The 16,964-nt window shown below is 55.2% G+C and carries 11 protein-coding genes, 3 tRNA genes and 2 pseudogenes; 14 read left to right on the plus strand and 2 right to left on the minus strand.

The genetic code is table 11. The features are described from left to right. The 9 genes and pseudogenes from Q8R10_RS01770 to Q8R10_RS01810 form a co-directional block, all read left to right on the plus strand. Positions 1-502, plus strand: a pseudogene (locus Q8R10_RS01770) (phage baseplate assembly protein V); the annotation flags it as partial. A 294-nt stretch (positions 503-796) separates the two neighbouring features. Then, a pseudogene (locus Q8R10_RS01775) lies at positions 797-1,549 on the plus strand (DUF2235 domain-containing protein); the annotation flags it as partial. After that, positions 1,546-2,184, plus strand: a complete 639-nt coding sequence (locus Q8R10_RS01780; RefSeq protein WP_305650457.1) for a DUF2931 family protein — start codon at positions 1,546-1,548, stop codon at positions 2,182-2,184. The pseudogene Q8R10_RS01775 and the gene Q8R10_RS01780, both read left to right, overlap by 4 nt. Before the next feature lie 143 nt (positions 2,185-2,327). Then, the gene (gene uvrY / locus Q8R10_RS01785; RefSeq protein WP_305650459.1) at positions 2,328-2,972 is read left to right on the plus strand and encodes a UvrY/SirA/GacA family response regulator transcription factor; all 645 of its coding nucleotides are present in this window, start codon (positions 2,328-2,330) and stop codon (positions 2,970-2,972) included. Then, the gene (gene uvrC / locus Q8R10_RS01790) at positions 2,959-4,797 is read left to right on the plus strand and encodes an excinuclease ABC subunit UvrC (RefSeq protein WP_305650461.1); all 1,839 of its coding nucleotides are present in this window, start codon (positions 2,959-2,961) and stop codon (positions 4,795-4,797) included. The genes uvrY and uvrC overlap by 14 nt, the downstream gene beginning before the upstream one ends. Before the next feature lie 47 nt (positions 4,798-4,844). After that, positions 4,845-5,405, plus strand: a complete 561-nt coding sequence (gene pgsA, locus Q8R10_RS01795; RefSeq protein ID WP_305650463.1) for a CDP-diacylglycerol--glycerol-3-phosphate 3-phosphatidyltransferase — start codon at positions 4,845-4,847, stop codon at positions 5,403-5,405. A 61-nt stretch (positions 5,406-5,466) separates the two neighbouring features. Beyond that, positions 5,467-5,542, plus strand: a tRNA-Gly gene (locus tag Q8R10_RS01800). A gap of 37 nt (positions 5,543-5,579) precedes the next feature. Next, a tRNA-Cys gene (locus tag Q8R10_RS01805) sits at positions 5,580-5,653 on the plus strand. 185 nt (positions 5,654-5,838) lie between these two features. Then, a tRNA-Leu gene (locus Q8R10_RS01810) sits at positions 5,839-5,925 on the plus strand. Between the two features lie 81 nt (positions 5,926-6,006). Here the strand turns inward: Q8R10_RS01810 and Q8R10_RS01815 are convergent. Then, on the minus strand, positions 6,007-6,627 hold the full coding sequence (locus tag Q8R10_RS01815) for a flavin reductase family protein (RefSeq protein ID WP_305650465.1): 621 nt from the start codon (positions 6,625-6,627) through the stop codon (positions 6,007-6,009). A gap of 125 nt (positions 6,628-6,752) precedes the next feature. On the opposite strand from Q8R10_RS01815, the gene Q8R10_RS01820 reads away from it, so the two are divergent. Then, positions 6,753-7,370 (plus strand): DUF4157 domain-containing protein, encoded by a 618-nt coding sequence (locus Q8R10_RS01820; RefSeq protein ID WP_305650467.1) that lies wholly within the window; start codon positions 6,753-6,755, stop codon positions 7,368-7,370. A gap of 59 nt (positions 7,371-7,429) precedes the next feature. Here the strand turns inward: Q8R10_RS01820 and Q8R10_RS01825 are convergent, their stop codons facing one another. Then, positions 7,430-8,470, minus strand: a complete 1,041-nt coding sequence (locus Q8R10_RS01825; RefSeq protein WP_305650469.1) for an NADP(H)-dependent aldo-keto reductase — start codon at positions 8,468-8,470, stop codon at positions 7,430-7,432. A gap of 228 nt (positions 8,471-8,698) precedes the next feature. Here Q8R10_RS01825 and zapE point away from each other — a divergent pair, with 228 nt between their 5' ends. The 4 genes from zapE to galU all read left to right on the plus strand — a co-directional run bounded on the left by zapE (position 8,699) and on the right by galU (position 16,796). Next, positions 8,699-9,841: a cell division protein ZapE gene (gene zapE, locus Q8R10_RS01830; protein WP_305650471.1), complete on the plus strand. Its 1,143-nt coding sequence runs from the start codon at positions 8,699-8,701 to the stop codon at positions 9,839-9,841. Positions 9,842-10,577: 736 nt separating this feature from the next. Then, complete coding sequence (locus tag Q8R10_RS01835) at positions 10,578-13,160, plus strand: EAL domain-containing protein (RefSeq protein WP_305650473.1); 2,583 nt, start codon at positions 10,578-10,580, stop codon at positions 13,158-13,160. An 88-nt stretch (positions 13,161-13,248) separates the two neighbouring features. Continuing rightward, the gene (locus tag Q8R10_RS01840) at positions 13,249-15,756 is read left to right on the plus strand and encodes a response regulator (RefSeq protein ID WP_305650475.1); all 2,508 of its coding nucleotides are present in this window, start codon (positions 13,249-13,251) and stop codon (positions 15,754-15,756) included. Between the two features lie 200 nt (positions 15,757-15,956). Further along, a complete protein-coding gene (galU, locus tag Q8R10_RS01845; RefSeq protein ID WP_305650477.1) occupies positions 15,957-16,796 on the plus strand; it encodes a UTP--glucose-1-phosphate uridylyltransferase GalU in 840 nt (279 codons plus the stop codon). Positions 16,797-16,964 lie beyond the last annotated feature (168 nt).

Raw genomic sequence — 16,964 nt, forward strand, 5'->3', positions numbered from 1 at the left:
GCTGCGGGTATCCAGTAGTTGGGCCGGCGACCGTTACGGCGCCATCGCCATCCCAAGGGTCGGCATGGAAGTGCTGGTGACCTTTTTGGAGGGCGACCCCGACCAGCCGTTAATCACCGGCTGCCTGTTCCACAAAGAACACGTCGTACCCTACGACCTGCCAGCCAATAAAAGCCGATCCGTATTCAAGACCCTCAGCAGTCCCGGTGGAGAAGGTTTTAACGAACTGCGCATCGAAGACAAAAAGGGCGCCGAGCAAATCTTCCTGCACGCCCAGCGCGACTGGGACGAAAACATCGAGCGCGATCAGAAGATTCGCGTCGGCAATCAGCGCCACGAAACCGTCGAGGCCAACAGCTACAGCGAGTTCAAAGCTGAAGAACACCGCACCACCCACCTGGACCGCAAGAGCGAAATCAAAGCCAGCGATCACCTCACCATAGGCCAGAACCAGCAGGTCAAAATCGGCACCGGTCAATTCATCAGCGCCGGCCAAGAGATCGTGGCGCGGGTTGAGCAGAGCCCGGAGAAAATCCAGGAGCAGTTAGCGTTTTTGATGCGTACCAACCAGGCGCTAAAAATCCGCCATATCGAATTCGATATTTTTGGCTTTAGCCGCGGTGCCGCTGCGGCCCGGCACTTCGCCAACGAGGTGCTCAAGCCGGCTGGAGGCCTACTGGCCGCCACGCTCAATGAGCAGACTCTGGGTTTGCTGCCCGGCTTCGACTGGGCCGTCAACGCCCGAATCAATTTTATCGGCCTGTTCGACACAGTGGCCGCCATCGTCGATGTGAGTCGTGACGACTTCAGCCCAGCCAACGAGCGCAACCCTGGGGTCAATCTGTATTTGCCGCCGGGCTGTGCGCGCAAGGTGCTGCAACTGGCCGCCCGCGACGAACAACGCGAGAATTTCGCCCTTAACAGCGTGGCACCGCAGCATCAGGAGATCCGCCTACCTGGCATGCACTCTGATCTCGGCGGCGGCTACCGGTCACGAATGACGGAAAAACTGCTGATCAGCCAGCCACGCTCCGTTCTGGTCACCCCAGGTCGGCCGCTGGAGCACAGCAGCGCTTGGCGCGAGACCCAAATGGCTATCGGGCAGTTGGAGCAACGCGGCCTGCCCGGCGAAGGCGAGATAAAGCCCGTTCACAAGTACTTCGCCACAACCGGCCAGCACGGCAACAACTCACAGAGCCAACGGGCCATAGTCGCGGCGTCCATCAAACGCGAGGTGCGCGGCGAACTGTCGCGCGTCTACATGCGCATTATGCGGGCGCTGGCGGTTAAGCATGAGGTGCCATTTAAAGAAATCCCGGATAACACTTCCTTTGCCATTCCCTCGGACCTGCAAGCCATCGCCGAGAAAATCACTGCCGGCGCAATGGGCCAAGGCGAGCGTCTGAGCACGGCGCAAGAACGGCATTTGCATGCTCGCTATATCCACCTGTCCGCGCACTGGACGCCGAGCAAGAGGCTGCTGATCAACAAACCCGCCAAGCAACGGCAGGTTTACCGCAATTCGCCTCAGGGAGGGTATCCAGAATGACTTTGCATCGTGTGTGGTTAGTGGCCGCAGTTCTGTTGTTGAGCGGCTGTGCTAATGGTCAGGGACGTCCGGATCTGCCGTATAGGGACTGGAGCATAGGACTGCTTGCCCCGAGTTACATGGAGGTTTGGGTAGAAAGCGTGGATGTCATTGATCGGCGTGGCTTGGTGTTCGAGCGTGTGCATGGCGGCATCGTGTCCTATACGGGCAACTCGGTGGGTTGGCCGAGACTGCCCGCGGGGGGAGGTAAATCAATTTCCGGGGTCGATTTGCCGGAGATTATTTTCGTGCGCTGGCAGTCTTTGGCTGAGCCGCATACTTATAACGTGCGCATCAATATTCCGTTGTGGGTGCGAGAAGAGATGGTCAAGCCCAAGGAGGTCGCAGACTGCTCTCGCAAGGAACCGAGACCAACAATAATTGATTACCGAGACGGCATCACCATCGGCCTGGCCCCTGACGGTATCGCCAAAGCTTGGCTGGGGGGGGAGTCCATCGAAATCGGCCGCTTCGTGGGGGCGGTCAGTAAACTGGGGCCGGACATGGGCAAAAACAATGGTCGCTACGCCTACCCCCTCACGCCTGAGTCAAAGGCCTACATCGAAAAATTCGGCATTCCTTATGGCAGTTGGTAAGGAAATGGACGTTGCAACTGACCGCACAAAAGCAAAGCCCTCAACCAGATCAAGCTAGGTCTGGCTGAGTGCTTTTGTTAAGGTGTGAGCTTGCGAGCAAGACCGCCGCAGCCGGCGGCTTTGGATAGATGACGAGGTGGCGTTTGATTAGTGTGTTGGTGGTTGATGACCACGATCTGGTTCGGGCCGGGATCACGCGCATGTTGGCTGATATTGAAGGCTTGCAGGTTGTTGGGCAGGCGGATTGTGGTGAAGAGGCGCTGAAGAAAGCTCGCGAGCTCAAGCCCGACGTGGTTTTGATGGACGTGAAGATGCCTGGCATCGGCGGCCTCGAAGCCACCCGTAAACTGTTGCGCAGCCACCCGGACATCAAGGTGTTGGCGGTGACTGCCTGTGAAGAAGATCCGTTCCCGACCTGGTTGTTGCAGGCCGGTGCGGCGGGGTACCTGACTAAAGGCGCGGCGCTGGATGAGATGGTGCGAGCGATTCGCATGGTGTTTGCCGGGCAGCGTTATATCAGCCCGCCGATCGCCCAGCAGTTGGCGCTCAAAGCCTTCGAGCCGCAAACCAATGGCTCGCCGTTTGAGCTGCTGTCCGAGCGTGAAGTGCAGATCGCGTTGATGATTGCCGGCTGCCAGAAGGTGCAAAGCATCTCCGATAAGTTGTGCCTGTCGCCGAAAACCGTGAACACTTATCGCTATCGGATTTTCGATAAATTGGCGATCAGCAGCGATGTTGAGTTGGCCTTGCTTGCGGTGCGTCATGGCATGGTCGATGTCGCCAACTGAAGCCAATAGTGCGCTTGATGCCGCCGCGTTTCTCGCGGTTTGCAGCAGTCATCCGGGCGTGTACCGGATGTTCGATGCCCAGGCGCAGCTGCTCTATGTCGGCAAAGCCAAGAATCTAAAAAAACGCCTCTCCAGTTACTTTCGTAAAAGCGGGCTGGCGCCGAAAACTGCGGCGTTAGTGGCCAAGATCGCGCAGATCGAAACCACGGTTACCGCTAATGAAACCGAAGCCCTGCTGCTCGAACAAACGCTGATTAAAGCCTCGCGCCCGCCCTACAACATCCTGTTGCGTGACGATAAGTCCTATCCCTATGTGTTGCTATCGGACGGCGAATTCCCGCGACTGAGTCTGCATCGTGGCGCCAAAAAGCCCAAAGGACGTTATTTCGGCCCCTATCCCAGCGCCGGCGCCATCCGCGAAAGCCTTAATTTGCTGCAGAAGACTTTTCTGGTCCGTCAGTGCGAGGACAGCTTCTTTAATAATCGCAGCCGACCCTGTTTGCAGTATCAGATCAAACGCTGCAAGGGGCCCTGCGTCGGCCTAGTCGATGCCGACGAGTACGCCGCCGACGTGCGCCGCTCGGTGATGTTTCTTGAGGGGCGCAGCAATGCACTCAGCGATGAGCTGTCTAGCACCATGGAGGGTTTTGCGCAGAATTTGGAGTTTGAGCGTGCCGCCGAGGTGCGGGATCAGCTGGCCTTGTTGCGCAGGGTGCAGGATCAGCAAAGCATGGAGGGCGGCAGCGGCGACGTGGATGTGGTCGCGGCCATCGTCAATCCGGGCGGCGCCTGCGTGCACCTGATCAGCGTGCGCGGTGGGCGGGTGCTGGGCAGTAAAAACTTCTTTCCGCAGGTAGCTATCGAGGAGGAGGGCAGCGAAGTGCTGTCGGCGTTCTTGGCTCAGTACTACTTGGGTAGTCATGAGCGTGAGCTGCCGAGCGAAGTGATAGTCAATGTAGTGCATGAGGATTTCCCGGCGTTGATCGACGCCTTGGCCGAGTCGCGCGAGCACGAGCTGAGCATTGCCCATCGGGTACGCGGCACCCGTGCGCGCTGGCAGCAGATGGCGGTGACTAATGCCGAGCAGGCACTGATCTCGCGCCTGGCCAATCGTCAGCATTTGGCCGCGCGTTTCGCCGCGTTAGCGCAAGCCCTGGGCTTGGAGCAGTTGCCGCAGCGGCTCGAGTGCTTCGACATCAGCCATACCAGCGGTGAGGCAACTGTGGCCTCCTGCGTGGTGTTCGGGCCCGAGGGGCCGCTCAAGTCCGACTATCGGCGCTATAACATCGAGGGCGTTACCGCCGGCGATGATTACGCCGCCATGCATCAAGCACTCACCCGGCGCTTCAGCCGGGCCAAGGCGGGCGAGGGTAAGTTGCCGGATATTTTGCTGGTCGACGGTGGCAAAGGCCAATTGAAGATGGCCCAGGAAGTGATGCAAGAGCTGGAGGTGCCTAAGCTGATTTTGCTCGGCGTGGCCAAAGGCGTTACCCGTAAACCGGGGCTTGAGACATTATATTTGAACGATGCGACCCATGAGTTCACCTTGCCTGGCGACTCGCCGGCCCTGCATTTGATTCAGCAGGTGCGCGATGAAGCGCACCGTTTTGCCATTACCGGCCACCGTGCCCGCCGTGGCAAAGCGCGCCGCACCTCAACGCTGGAAGATGTCGCCGGCGTTGGCCCGGCGCGGCGGCGCGAGCTGCTCAAGCATTTTGGCGGGTTGCACGAACTGGCTCGCGCCAGTACAGATGAGATCGCTAAAGCCCCCGGCATTAGCAAAAAGCTTGCAGAGTTAATTTATGCTGCGCTGCACAGTGAGTAGACTGCAGCGGGTAGAATGCCCGACCACCTTGCGGACCAGTCGTACTGATGAATATCCCCAACCTGCTTACCGTTCTGCGCGTACTGCTGATTCCAGTTTTTGTGCTGCTGTTTTACCTGCCGTTTTCCTGGAGTTCGCTGGCGGTTAGCGCGGTGTTTGCTTTTGCCGCCGCCACCGATTGGCTGGACGGTTATCTAGCCCGCGTACTGCAGCAAAGCACGCCGTTCGGGGCATTTCTTGATCCGGTGGCCGACAAGCTGATAGTGGCTGTGGCGCTGGTACTGTTGGTTGAGGCCCATCACAACCTCTGGCTGACCTTGCCGGCGATCATCATCATCAGCCGTGAGATCGTGGTGTCGGCCCTGCGTGAGTGGATGGCCGAGATTGGCGCTCGCGCGAAAGTGGCGGTGTCTGATCTGGGCAAATGGAAAACCGCCGCGCAAATGTTGGCGCTGGTCATCTTACTGGCCATTCCGCCGCAGTTTTCCGTCTGGGTTGGGCTCGGTTACGGCTTGTTGTATATCTCGGCTGCACTCACCTTGTTGTCGATGTCGCAGTATTTGCGGGCTGCCTGGCCGCACCTGAGTATCACCCCAGAAAAGAAATAAACTTTTTTGAATCAAGGGGTTGACGAGTTGTTGTGATCCTATAGAATGGCGCCACCAAAACGCGGGAATAGCTCAGTTGGTAGAGCACGACCTTGCCAAGGTCGGGGTCGCGAGTTCGAGTCTCGTTTCCCGCTCCAAATTCAGCAGGCCGTTAATACGGCCTGTTTGCTTTCAGGCGCGATAGCAAATCGGTTATGCACTGGATTGCAAATCCAGCCAGCCCGGTTCGATTCCGGGTCGCGCCTCCATTTAAAAAGCCCCGTAGATCACTGATTTACGGGGCTTTTTTTATACTGTTTAAGTAACGATTAAAGCGCTTTTGCGAGGCCTTCGACCTTGCGTCAGCGTCACGGGCTGTATATATTTCAGCCCTCGTTGTGGCGCCAGTAACAGCGCTTAACTGCAACCACAGCAAAGCAACAACTGTGCTACCGCCCGAATGGCGAAATCGGTAGACGCAAGGGACTTAAAATCCCTCGTTCGTAAGGACGTGCCGGTTCGACCCCGGCTTCGGGCACCAATTAAATCCTGTTAATTCAGGTGCTTAAAAGACCTCCCTGAGGTCTTTTTTTGTTTCTGGGGCAAACGCTCTGCGTAAGCCTCAGCCGGGGCGCTGCATTTTAAACAGTGCTTGCGGCCCCAACTGGAAGTAGTCCGCCGCACCGCCGCCGCGCAATATAGGCTCTGCCGCCGCCGTGTCGTAAACGCCATTCTTGAGCAGGTCTTGGGCGATATGCACGGCAACCACTTCGCCGAGAACCAGCCAGGTGGGGATCAAGCTGTGGTCGGTGCGTTGCAACTGGATGATCTGCGTGAGCTTGCACTCGAACGACACCGGACTTTCAAGCACCCTTGGCACCTTGATCAGCCTTGAGGACGCCGGCGTCAGGTTGCTCAGCACGAACTCGTCGACTTGCGGTCCAACCGCTGCGCAACTCTGATTCATCGCTTCGGCCAGGCTGCGGGTCGCCAGATTCCAGGCGAATTCGCCGGTTTGCTCGATGTTATTAAGACTGTCCTTGCGGCCCACGCTGGCAAAACCAATGATCGGCGGCACGTAGTTGAAGGCATTGAAAAAACTGTAGGGCGCGAGATTCAGCCGACCTTCGCCATCCTGCGAGGAAATCCAGCCGATAGGGCGCGGGCCGACTATGGCATTGAAGGGGTCGTGGGGCAGGCCATGGCCGTGGGCCGGTTCGTAGTAATACATGTCATCGCGCATTGATAAGTTCTCGTGTCTAAACCTGCAGAAGTACTATTTGCTGCTTGTAGCCCTGCCCAGTGCTAGCGGTTGCGCGTGCAAGTCCGCAGTATTTCACCTTGTCCAAGCTTGCCAGGGAGCACCCAGTGCCAGTTGTTTTATTGCGCCAAGTTTCCCGCTTAGGGTTGCTGCTGCTGTCCATCGGGACTTCGCTCTCGGCTGTTGCTTGCCCGGCGGGGCAGGCCAAAGTCTGCGTGGTCAGTTGTATCTGTGTGCCCGGCAGCCAGGAGGAGGTGGATGCGATCTACGCCAACGTCAGCCAAATGGCCGCCGCAGGATTGGAGACATGGCTGGTGCAATCTCACAGCACCGCTGCCGCTGGCGCGACCCAGGCCATGCCGCTGAATATTCGCGCTCAGCTCGAACCCTACTATGACCTGCAGGTGCTCGACTCGGCACGTTACAAGGTCGGTGATGATGTGCAGTTCAATGCCGCCCATACCATGCTGCAAAATCCCGATGTGAATGCGGTCACCCTGGTCGACATCATCGTGTTTCGTAACCTGGATGATGCCCAGAACAATGTCGCGCTCTGGGCCCACGAACTCAAACATGTGCAGCAGTACCAGCAATGGGGCGTGCGCGAGTTTGCCAGGCGCTACACCCGCGACTACAAAGCGGTGGAGGCTCCGGCTTACCAAATGCAAAGCCAGGTGAGCAGGGCGCTAAAAGCCAGCGCCAGCCCGGCCGCGACCGCTCGCTAGGGCCCGATTAAGTCCTGATCGAGGCATAAGCAGGGGTAGCCTTGATCGGGACTTGGCGGTCAAGGTGCCGGATTGGGTTGCTCGATATGCAACTGCTCGATGCGCTGCACAACCTCTGCCGGCAACTGCAGTTCGAGGCTGGCAATGTTGCTGTCCAACTGCTCCAGGCTGGTGGCACCGATGATGTTGCTGGTCAGGAAGGGCCGGCTGTTGACGTAGGCCAAGGCCATCTGCGCCGGATCCAGTCCATGCTCATGGGCCAGCTGCACATAGGCACTGGCGGCGCGGCGTGCCTGTGGGTTGTTGTAGCGCTGAAAGCGCTCGAACAAGGTCAGCCGGCCTTTGGGCGGTTGTGCGCCGTGCTCATACTTGCCCGACAGCAAGCCGAACGCCAAGGGGGAGTAGGCCAGCAGGCTCACCTGTTCGCGGATGGCGATTTCCGCCAACCCGACCTCAAAACTGCGATTGAGCAGGTTGTAGGGATTCTGGATCGACACCACCCGCGGCCAATTACGGGTTGCGGCCAAGTGCAGAAAACGCTGCACGCCCCAGGGCGTTTCATTCGATAAGCCGATGTGGCGGATCTTGCCGCTGCTGACCAGCTCGGCGAGCGCCTCGAGGGTTTCCTCAATCGGCGTGAGATGAGCATCCGGGTCGTGCTGGTAACCCAGTTGGCCGAAATAGTTGGTATGCCGGTCTGGCCAGTGCAGCTGATACAGGTCGATATAGTCAGTCTGCAGACGTTGCAGACTGGCATCCACCGCGGCCACTAGATTGGCTCGATCAAAGTGCGCTTTGCCATCACGGATATAGGCCATGCCATTGCCCGGCGCGGCAGCTTTGCTGGCAATAATCCAGTCGCCACGCCCACCAAAACGCTGCAGGTAATTGCCGATAATGCGTTCGGTCGCCCCGTAGGTTTCGGCCCGCGGCGGCACCGGGTACATCTCGGCGGTGTCGATAAAGTTGATGCCAGCAGCCTGGGCACGGCGGATTTGCTCGAAGCCTTCGGTTTCGCTGTTCTGTTCTCCCCAGGTCATGCTGCCCAGCGCCAGAGCGCTGACCTGCAAATGACTGGTGCCGAGCGGGCGATAAAGCATAGTGAACTCCTGTAGGGCGAGACGCGTAAGCGCGCCATTGTGATCAGCATGAATAGGCCGATTATGCCCCGCAACCGAGTAAACTTGCTGGCCAAATAAGGCGCAGGGATGACTCTCTGCACGTTGTTTTAGCGCTGAAATCCCGAGGCGGCCCAATCGAGTTGCAACATTGAGACTCATTGAACTCAGCACCCATCCAGAGCATTCGAGGGCGATTCAATTACCTGCATGAGCGATTCGTTATCGCCCCTTGGCGCCTATCAGCAAGCAATCGAGCTGCACAATTTTGTCCCCGACGCGGCCCAGAGGAGGGCAGCGCAGTTATTGCAAGAGTGCTACCTGGCCTTGCAGCACACGGGCGAGCCGCTGGCGCCGATAACTGGGGTGTATCTCTGGGGGCCGGTTGGGCGCGGCAAAACCTGGTTGATGGATAGCTTTTATCAGAGCCTGCGCGTGCCGGCGCGACGTCAGCATTTCCATCACTTTATGCGCTGGGTGCATATCCGCTTGTTTCAGCTGACCGGCACCGCCGACCCGTTACGGGCCTTGGCCCGAGAGCTGAGTAGCGAAGTGCGGGTGCTGTGTTTTGACGAGTTATTCGTCAATGACATAGGTGATGCGATCATCCTCGGCCGCTTGCTGCAGGTGATGTTTGAGGAGGGTGTGGTGCTGGTCGCCACCTCCAATCAACCGCCCGAGCAGTTGTATGCCGATGGTTTCAATCGCCAGCGTTTTGAGCCGGCGATTGCCGCCATCAACCGCTATATGCAGGTGGTTAGCGTCGACGGCGGTCAGGATCACCGGCTGCATCCGGGCGCTGCGCAGCAACGTTATTGGCTCAGCGCGCCAGGGCAAGCCAGCCCTCTGCAGGTCGAGTTTTGCCGATTGGCTGCTGGCGCCCTCATCACGAACACGTCGATCACCCTCGGGCATCGGCAGATTAACGTCCAGCAACAATGCGGGACGCTGATTCACTTTCGCTACGCCGACCTCTGCACGCAACCGTTGTCGGCCATCGACTTCATTGGTTTGTGCGATGGTTTCTTGCGGATTTTCATCAGCGCGGTGCCCAACCTCAGCAGCCAGCAGCGCGCGGCCTACATAGCGCGGGGCACCGAGGATGGGGTCGAACGGGTGGCTACCGGCGATCGCCAGTTGGCGGATTTGTCCGTGCACGACGACAGCGTGCGGCGCTTTATTGCCTTGGTCGATGAATGTTACGACCGCCGCATTGCGCTCTATCTGGAAGCCGCAGTGCCGCTTGCGCAGCTGTACACCCAAGGCAGCTTGGGCTTTGCCTTTCGCCGCACCCTCAGCCGCCTGCAGGAAATGCAGCTGCAACGCTACGCCGTGGCGGCGCCACTTAAGTAACTCGCCAGACGCAGCCAATAAATCCTAGAGGCATAGCTTGACGACGATGACTGTATGGATATACAGTTTTGTCGAGCAAGCTAAAAGCTGTTCACCTCGAACGCAGTAAAGGTTTTCTGCGCAATAGGCCCAACGAGCGCCGGCGACAGATCAAACCGCCTAGCGTGGCGCGGCTATTGGCTATCTAAGTTTTCTGAACGGAGAGATGCGCTATGTGGTTGATAAACTTGCAACTTGAAAGCCTGTTGCCAATGATCGCTTTTGTCTTGATGTTGCTTGGGCTAGCCAAACTGGCTTACGGCGGTGCCCGGTAAAGGTTGCGTCGCCCCGTGTACGGATCGAAGACTGGGTGGTGGATTTCACCGCGCCCTGAGCTTTATCGAGTCGGCACTGGCGGATAAAAAACGCATTTATATCGATTGAACTGGGCGCCCCCCGCCGAGTTGGTTAAGCAATTTAAGCTTCTGCGGAATTAGCATCGCCAATGCTAGATTTTCCGCACTGATCGTCGGCGGCTTTAGTTTTCATCTGGCGGTGAACCTAGAGCGCTCTGGCCAAAGCTTGTAATCCCCCGTCGAGATCAATCCCCCTGGTTTGAGTCTGCAGGCCGTTTTGTTTGGTCTACCCTATGTGGGGAATGGAGCGCGTAGCCCTCTGGATTAACACTTGCAGACTGTGTGCGGTTTTTCAGTCCCGCTAACGCCAATGCCCGCCACGATTCGATAAGGATGACTATATGGAGCATGGGCACCTAAGAAAGACACCCGTAGCGCTGGTAATTGACGATGATCGCTTCATGCGACTTTTAGTGCGTGAAACATTAGAGCAGTTTGGCCTGCAAGTAGAGGAAGCCGCTGATGGTGTGACCGGCCTAGTTGCGCTCAATAAATTACAACCAGATATTGTCATTCTCGATGTTTTGATGCCCGCAATGAGTGGCCTTGAGGTATGTCGAAAACTGCGCAAAATGGCCGGAGGTGAGTTTATTCCAGTCTTGATGCTTACTGGCTTGGATGACCCCCACTCGATTAACCAGGCATATGATGCTGGTGCTACTGATTTTATCTGCAAACCTATAACTTCGGCCATGTTGGGGCATCGCGTACGCTACATTATAAATAATAATAAACTGTTGCGGGCGATTTCAATAAATGAAATAAAATTGGCTAACGCCCAGCGTATTGCCGCTATAGGAAGTTGGGAGTGGGACATCGCGGCGGATCAAATCACTTGGTCTGAAGAGATATATCGTATATTTGCTTTGGCCAAGCATGAACTAGAAGAAAGCTATCAAGGTTTTTTGCGCCATGTGCACGCAGAAGATCAACATCTGGTTGCAGCCGCAGTGCAAAAGTCGCTGGGGCAAGGCTCTGCGTATAGCGTTGAGCACCGCATCATTCGCCCCAACGGTACGGAACGCACAGTCCATGGGCAGGGGGAGGTTACGCTGGATCAAGAGGGTCAGGCGCTGACGATACATGGCACCCTGCAGGACATCACCGAGCGCAAGCAGGCCGAGGCGCAAATTATGTACCTCGCCAACTTTGACGCCCTTACCCAGCTGCCCAACCGCAATCTTCTAAATGACCGAGTCGCACAGGCTATTAGTTTGGCGCGGCGAATGGATCAACAGTTGGCCATGCTTTGTCTTGATCTGGATGGATTCAAATTCATTAACGACAGCTTTGGCCATGCGATTGGAGATGCCTTGCTCAAACAGGTCGCAACGAAGCTACAAGCCTGCATTCGAGAATGTGACACCCTGGCACGCGTGGGGGGCGATGAGTTCGTCGTCATTATACAGGACCTCGAACATGATGATCTGGCTGCAAACATGGCGCAAAAAATATTAACTTTGTTATCCCAGCCATTTACGGTGAATGGCCACGTGCTGCATGTGACCACGAGTATCGGCGTGAGTGTTTACCCAGGTGATGGCGTGACCAATGATGCGCTGTTTAAAAACGCCGATACGGCCTTGTATAGCGCAAAGGCTAAAGGTCGCAATTGTATTCAATATTACGCGCAGGAAATGAGTCGTCGCGCGGAGCAGCGGATGGCACTTGAAAATACCCTGCGCATGGCGATTGAGCGGCAAGAATTTGAAGTTTACTACCAGCCCAAGGTCGATCTGCGCAGCGGCCAACTCCGTAGCGTTGAGGCACTAGTACGCTGGCATTGCCCTGGCGTCGGTCTGGTCGCACCCGATCAATTTATCCCGTTGGCAGAAGAGCTAGGACTTATTATCCCCATTGGCGAATGGGTGTTAAGAGCGGCCTGCGCCCAAACTAAAAAATGGCATGAAATGGGCTATCCATGGCTGTCGGTGGCGGTCAATCTATCGGCGCGTCAGTTCTTGCATACAAACATCCCCGAGTTAATCCGCCAAGTACTTACGGATACCGGGCTATCGGCGAAATACCTAGAGATAGAACTAACCGAGAGCCTGCTTATGAACGATGGCGATGCCACGCTCAAAGCACTAGTTAAAATCAAGGATATTGGCGTGTCGTTGGCCTTGGACGACTTCGGCACAGGCTATTCAAGTCTGGCTTATCTCAAGCGATTTCCCTTCGATACATTAAAAATAGACCGTTCTTTTATTCAAGACATTACCAATAATGCCGACAGTGCGGCGCTGACGAAGAGCATTATTTTTATGGCTAACGCACTCAATCTTAAAACCGTGGCGGAGGGCGTGGAAACCGAGGGGCAGTTGGCCTTCCTAATTAACAACCAATGCGATGCGATGCAAGGCTATTATTTTAGTCGGCCAGTTCCAAGCGCCGCGCTGACCCATATGTTGCAACAGGAAGAAAAGTTGAGCCTCGCCGGCTTTTTACCCGATAAGCGAGAAACGCTATTGATTCTCGACGATGAAGCACTGGTGCTCAGCGCACTCGCGCGGATATTTCGCCACGATGATTATCAGCTCCTCCTCGCGCAAACGCCTGCTGAAGCATTTGAATTACTTGCCCTGCATTCGGTGCAAGTAATTATCAGTGATCAACGCATGCCGTCCATTAGCGGTACTGTTTTCTTTGGACAAGTTAAAAAAATGTACCCTGAAACTATTCGGATTATTTTGTCCGGCTATACCGAATTAACCTCAGTGATCGACTCCATAAATAACGGCGAAATTTACAGGTTTTTCACCAAGCCATGGGATGAGGACATCTTGTGCGAACAGGTTCGAGAAGCCTTTCGTCATTACTGGTTGATATATAAGCAGGTCTTGAGTGATAGCGCCGTAGCGGCCGCCCCCAGAATTAATAAGCGGTCATTCGGCTCGCCGATTAAAAAGGATACTAAAACCTGAGCAGTCACGGGGTTTATCTGGCAGCCAGAATGCAGCGCAAAAATACCAATCACTGAGTGTTTCGACTTTCATTGAAGAGGGGGGCAGCATGCTTATCGATCAGAAGGCCTTATTTGCCGTTATGCTTGGGCTGCTTATTTCTGCTATGGCTCTGGCGCAAGGGGACATTAGTGCTGGAGCGCTGGTGGTTGGCAGTGAGGAAGAATTTCCGCCGTTCTCCACTGGGCATAGCGTCGAAACTGCCGGTGGCTTCACCGTGGAGTTATGGAAGGTCGTGGCCAAGGAAGCCAAGTTGGACTACCACTTGCGGGTCGCGCCATTCAGTCAAATTCTGCAGGAGTTCAAAGACGGCAAAATTGATGTACTGATTAATCTTGCCCAATCTGACTCGCGGCGCCAGTTCGCCAGCTTTACGGTTCCTCATGTGACGGTCAATGGCGCGATCTTCGTGCGCAAGGGGGAGTCTGACATTGTTTCTGAAACCGACCTGGGGAACAAAAGTATTATTGTCCTTAAGGCCGACCTGGCTCATGACTACGCCATTTCGCGGGGCTGGGAGAAACAACTGATTGTCGCAGATACCGCCGCCGACTGTTTCAAACTGCTTGCCGCAGGTAAGTACGATGCCGTGCTGATCAGTAAATTGGTCGGCATGAAAACAATTCGCGAATTGAGCATAAGTAATGTTCAAGCTTTGGATATAAAAGCTGGTTTTGCGCAAAAATTTTCCTTCGCGGTGCAAAAAAACAACCCTGATTTGCTCGCTACTATTAATGAGGGTTTTTCCTTGGTGAAACTCAATGGTAGCTATGATCTCCTGCATGAAAAATGGTTCGGGATTTACGAAGACATCAAACCCTCGCTGTTGGATATAGTTAAATACCTGGCACCTTTGTTGCTCGTGTTATTGGTTCTTTTTGCCGTAATCTTGCACAAGCGCAGAGTGGAAGTGGCCCTGCGCCATCTGAATGAAGGCCTCGAAGAACGGGTTGCGGTTCGCACTCGTGAACTTGAAGCGGCCAAGAATCTCGCAGAGTCATCCAGCCGGATCAAGGGTGATTTTCTCGCCAATATGAGCCACGAAATTCGCACACCAATGAATGCTATCACGGGGATGTTATACCTTACCCTCAAGACCAATCTTAGTCCCAAGCAACGTAATTATCTGGATCGAATTCAGGTTTCCAGTAATCATCTTTTGGGGCTGATTAATGACATCCTGGATTTCTCCAAAATTGATGCAGAAAAACTCGATTTGGAGGTGATCAACTTTGATCTGGAGGAAATGCTTAATAACACGCTTGCCCAGGTCTCATGCAAAGCGGCAGAGAAAGGCTTGCAACTTAATCTAGAAATCAGCCCGGGTTTACCGCGTTACTTACGTGGCGATCCACTTCGGCTGGCACAAATATTGGTGAATTTAACCAATAATGCAGTCAAGTTCACCGAGTCTGGAGCAATTATCATCCGTGTGGCCGAGTTGGAAGAATGCGATGGCGCCAGTTTGATCCGCTTCGAGGTGCGCGACAGTGGTGTGGGCATTAGCGAAGAAGAACAAAGCAAATTGTTTCAATCGTTCCAACAAGCGGATACGTCCACCACGCGCAAATATGGCGGCACGGGGTTGGGGCTGGTTATCAGTAAGCGCCTGGTAACCTTGATGGGCGGCGAGATTGGCGTGGAGAGTCAATTAGGCAGCGGGAGCACCTTCTGGTTTACCGTCAGATTGGGCTTTGGCCGGGCATCGTTAGAACCAGGGAACAAGCTATCCGCATCAGTAACTCCAATCCGGTTGGATGGTGCGGCTATCCTGCTGGTGGAAGACAATCTGTTCAATCAGCATCTGACAGTCGATTTGCTAGAGGATGTCGGCGCAGTGGTGGTGGTCGCCAGCAATGGCTGTGAAGCACTCGAGCAGTTGCGCCAAGCGAAATTCGATTGCGTGCTGATGGACGTACAAATGCCCGAGATGGACGGTCTTGAAGCTGTGCGTCGTATTCGTACCGAGTTAGCACTGACCGAACTGCCAGTGGTAGCGATGACCGCCAATGCACGGAGCGCGGACAGGGAGCATTGTCTTGCTGCCGGCATGGATGACTTCATCAGCAAACCCATCAACCCCGATTTGTTTTACGCCATTCTGAAAAAAAACCTGTCGGCATCCGCTCATACTTATTCCCCTGCTGAACCCTTAGCAAGTGGCCGGTCCAGCAACGCTTCGAGCAGCGCCAGTACGGCAGCGGTGCAAGATGATGGCGCGATCATTGATCTGTCCATATTGGCCGCAGTCGGTGAGCATGATCCAGATCGGATCGGCCGCTACGCCAAGGTGTTTATGGAGTCGGTCCAGCAGGGTATGGCTGAGATCACCGAAGCACTGATGCGCGAAGACATAGTGACGTTGAGCACCGTGGGGCACCGCATCAAATCGTCTGCCAAGGCGGTAGGTGCCATGAGTTTGGCCGATCTCTGCCAGTCACTTGAGAACGTGAAGATTACCAGCGACTTGGCACAGGCGCGGGAGCTCGCATCTCAACTACCGCCGCTGCTGAAAAAGATCGACGCCGAGTTATTGAAAATCTATGGCGTACGTTGAAACAATTCGTTCAGCCGAACTTTTCGCATATTTATGGTCTGAGGCATGCTGCAGTCTTGTTTGTGGGCTGCAACCTTGGCTGTCCGCTCGCCGGATTTCTTTATCGCGGTAACGATCGCTCTGTTACTGGGCATTGTAAGGCGGATGCAGCCTGATTAGACTGCGCGCAAGTACAGTTACCCCTTCCATTAAGGATTCTCATGATCAAGAAATGCTTGTTCCCGGCTGCTGGTTACGGCACCCGTTTTCTGCCTGCAACTAAGGCTATGCCTAAGGAAATGCTGCCGGTGGTGAACAAGCCACTGATCCAGTACGGCGTTGAAGAAGCTCTGGATGCCGGGCTGACCGAAATTGCCATGGTAACTGGCCGCGGCAAGCGGGCACTGGAAGACCACTTCGACATCAGCTACGAGCTTGAGCATCAAATCCACGGTACTGACAAAGAGAAGTACCTGGTTGGTATTCGCAAACTGATCGATGAATGCAGCTTCTCCTATACCCGCCAAGTTGAAATGAAAGGCCTGGGGCACGCGATTCTGTGTGGCCGCCCATTGATTGGCGACGAACCTTTTGCCGTGGTGCTGGCTGATGACCTTTGCGTCAATCTCGACGGCGACAGCGTGCTCAAGCAGATGGTTAAACTGTACAAACAGTTCCGTTGCTCGATCGTTGCAATCCAAGAAGTGCCGATGGACGAGGTTTCCAAGTACGGCGTGATTTCCGGTGAAATGATCCGCGAAGACATCTTCCGGGTTAACAGCATGGTGGAAAAACCAAAACCTGAAGATGCCCCGTCGAACTTGGCGATTATCGGTCGCTATATTCTGACCCCGGATATTTTTGACTTGATCGAGCAGACCGAACCCGGCAAAGGCGGCGAAATCCAAATCACCGACGCCCTGATGAAGCAAGCTCAAGACGGCTGTGTGATTGCCTACAAATTCAAAGGCCAGCGTTTTGACTGCGGCGGCGCAGAAGGCTACATCGACGCCACCAACTTCTGCTTTGAAAACTTCTACAAAACTGGCAAGGCTTACTAACTAAGTCTGTTGTGAAAAAGCCACCTGAGCAGACTGTGTGAAAACCTGGCGGTCTGAGCTGGAGATGTAGAAAATGCCCATATCGTGAGATATGGGCATTTTTGGTTATGCATTACATCCAAGGCGAGGCGCGCAATCAGGACAGTTTGTTTCCGGTATCACTGGACG

The sequence above is a fragment of the Pseudomonas sp. genome, from assembly GCF_030698175.1.
Lineage (GTDB): Bacteria > Pseudomonadota > Gammaproteobacteria > Pseudomonadales > Pseudomonadaceae > Aquipseudomonas.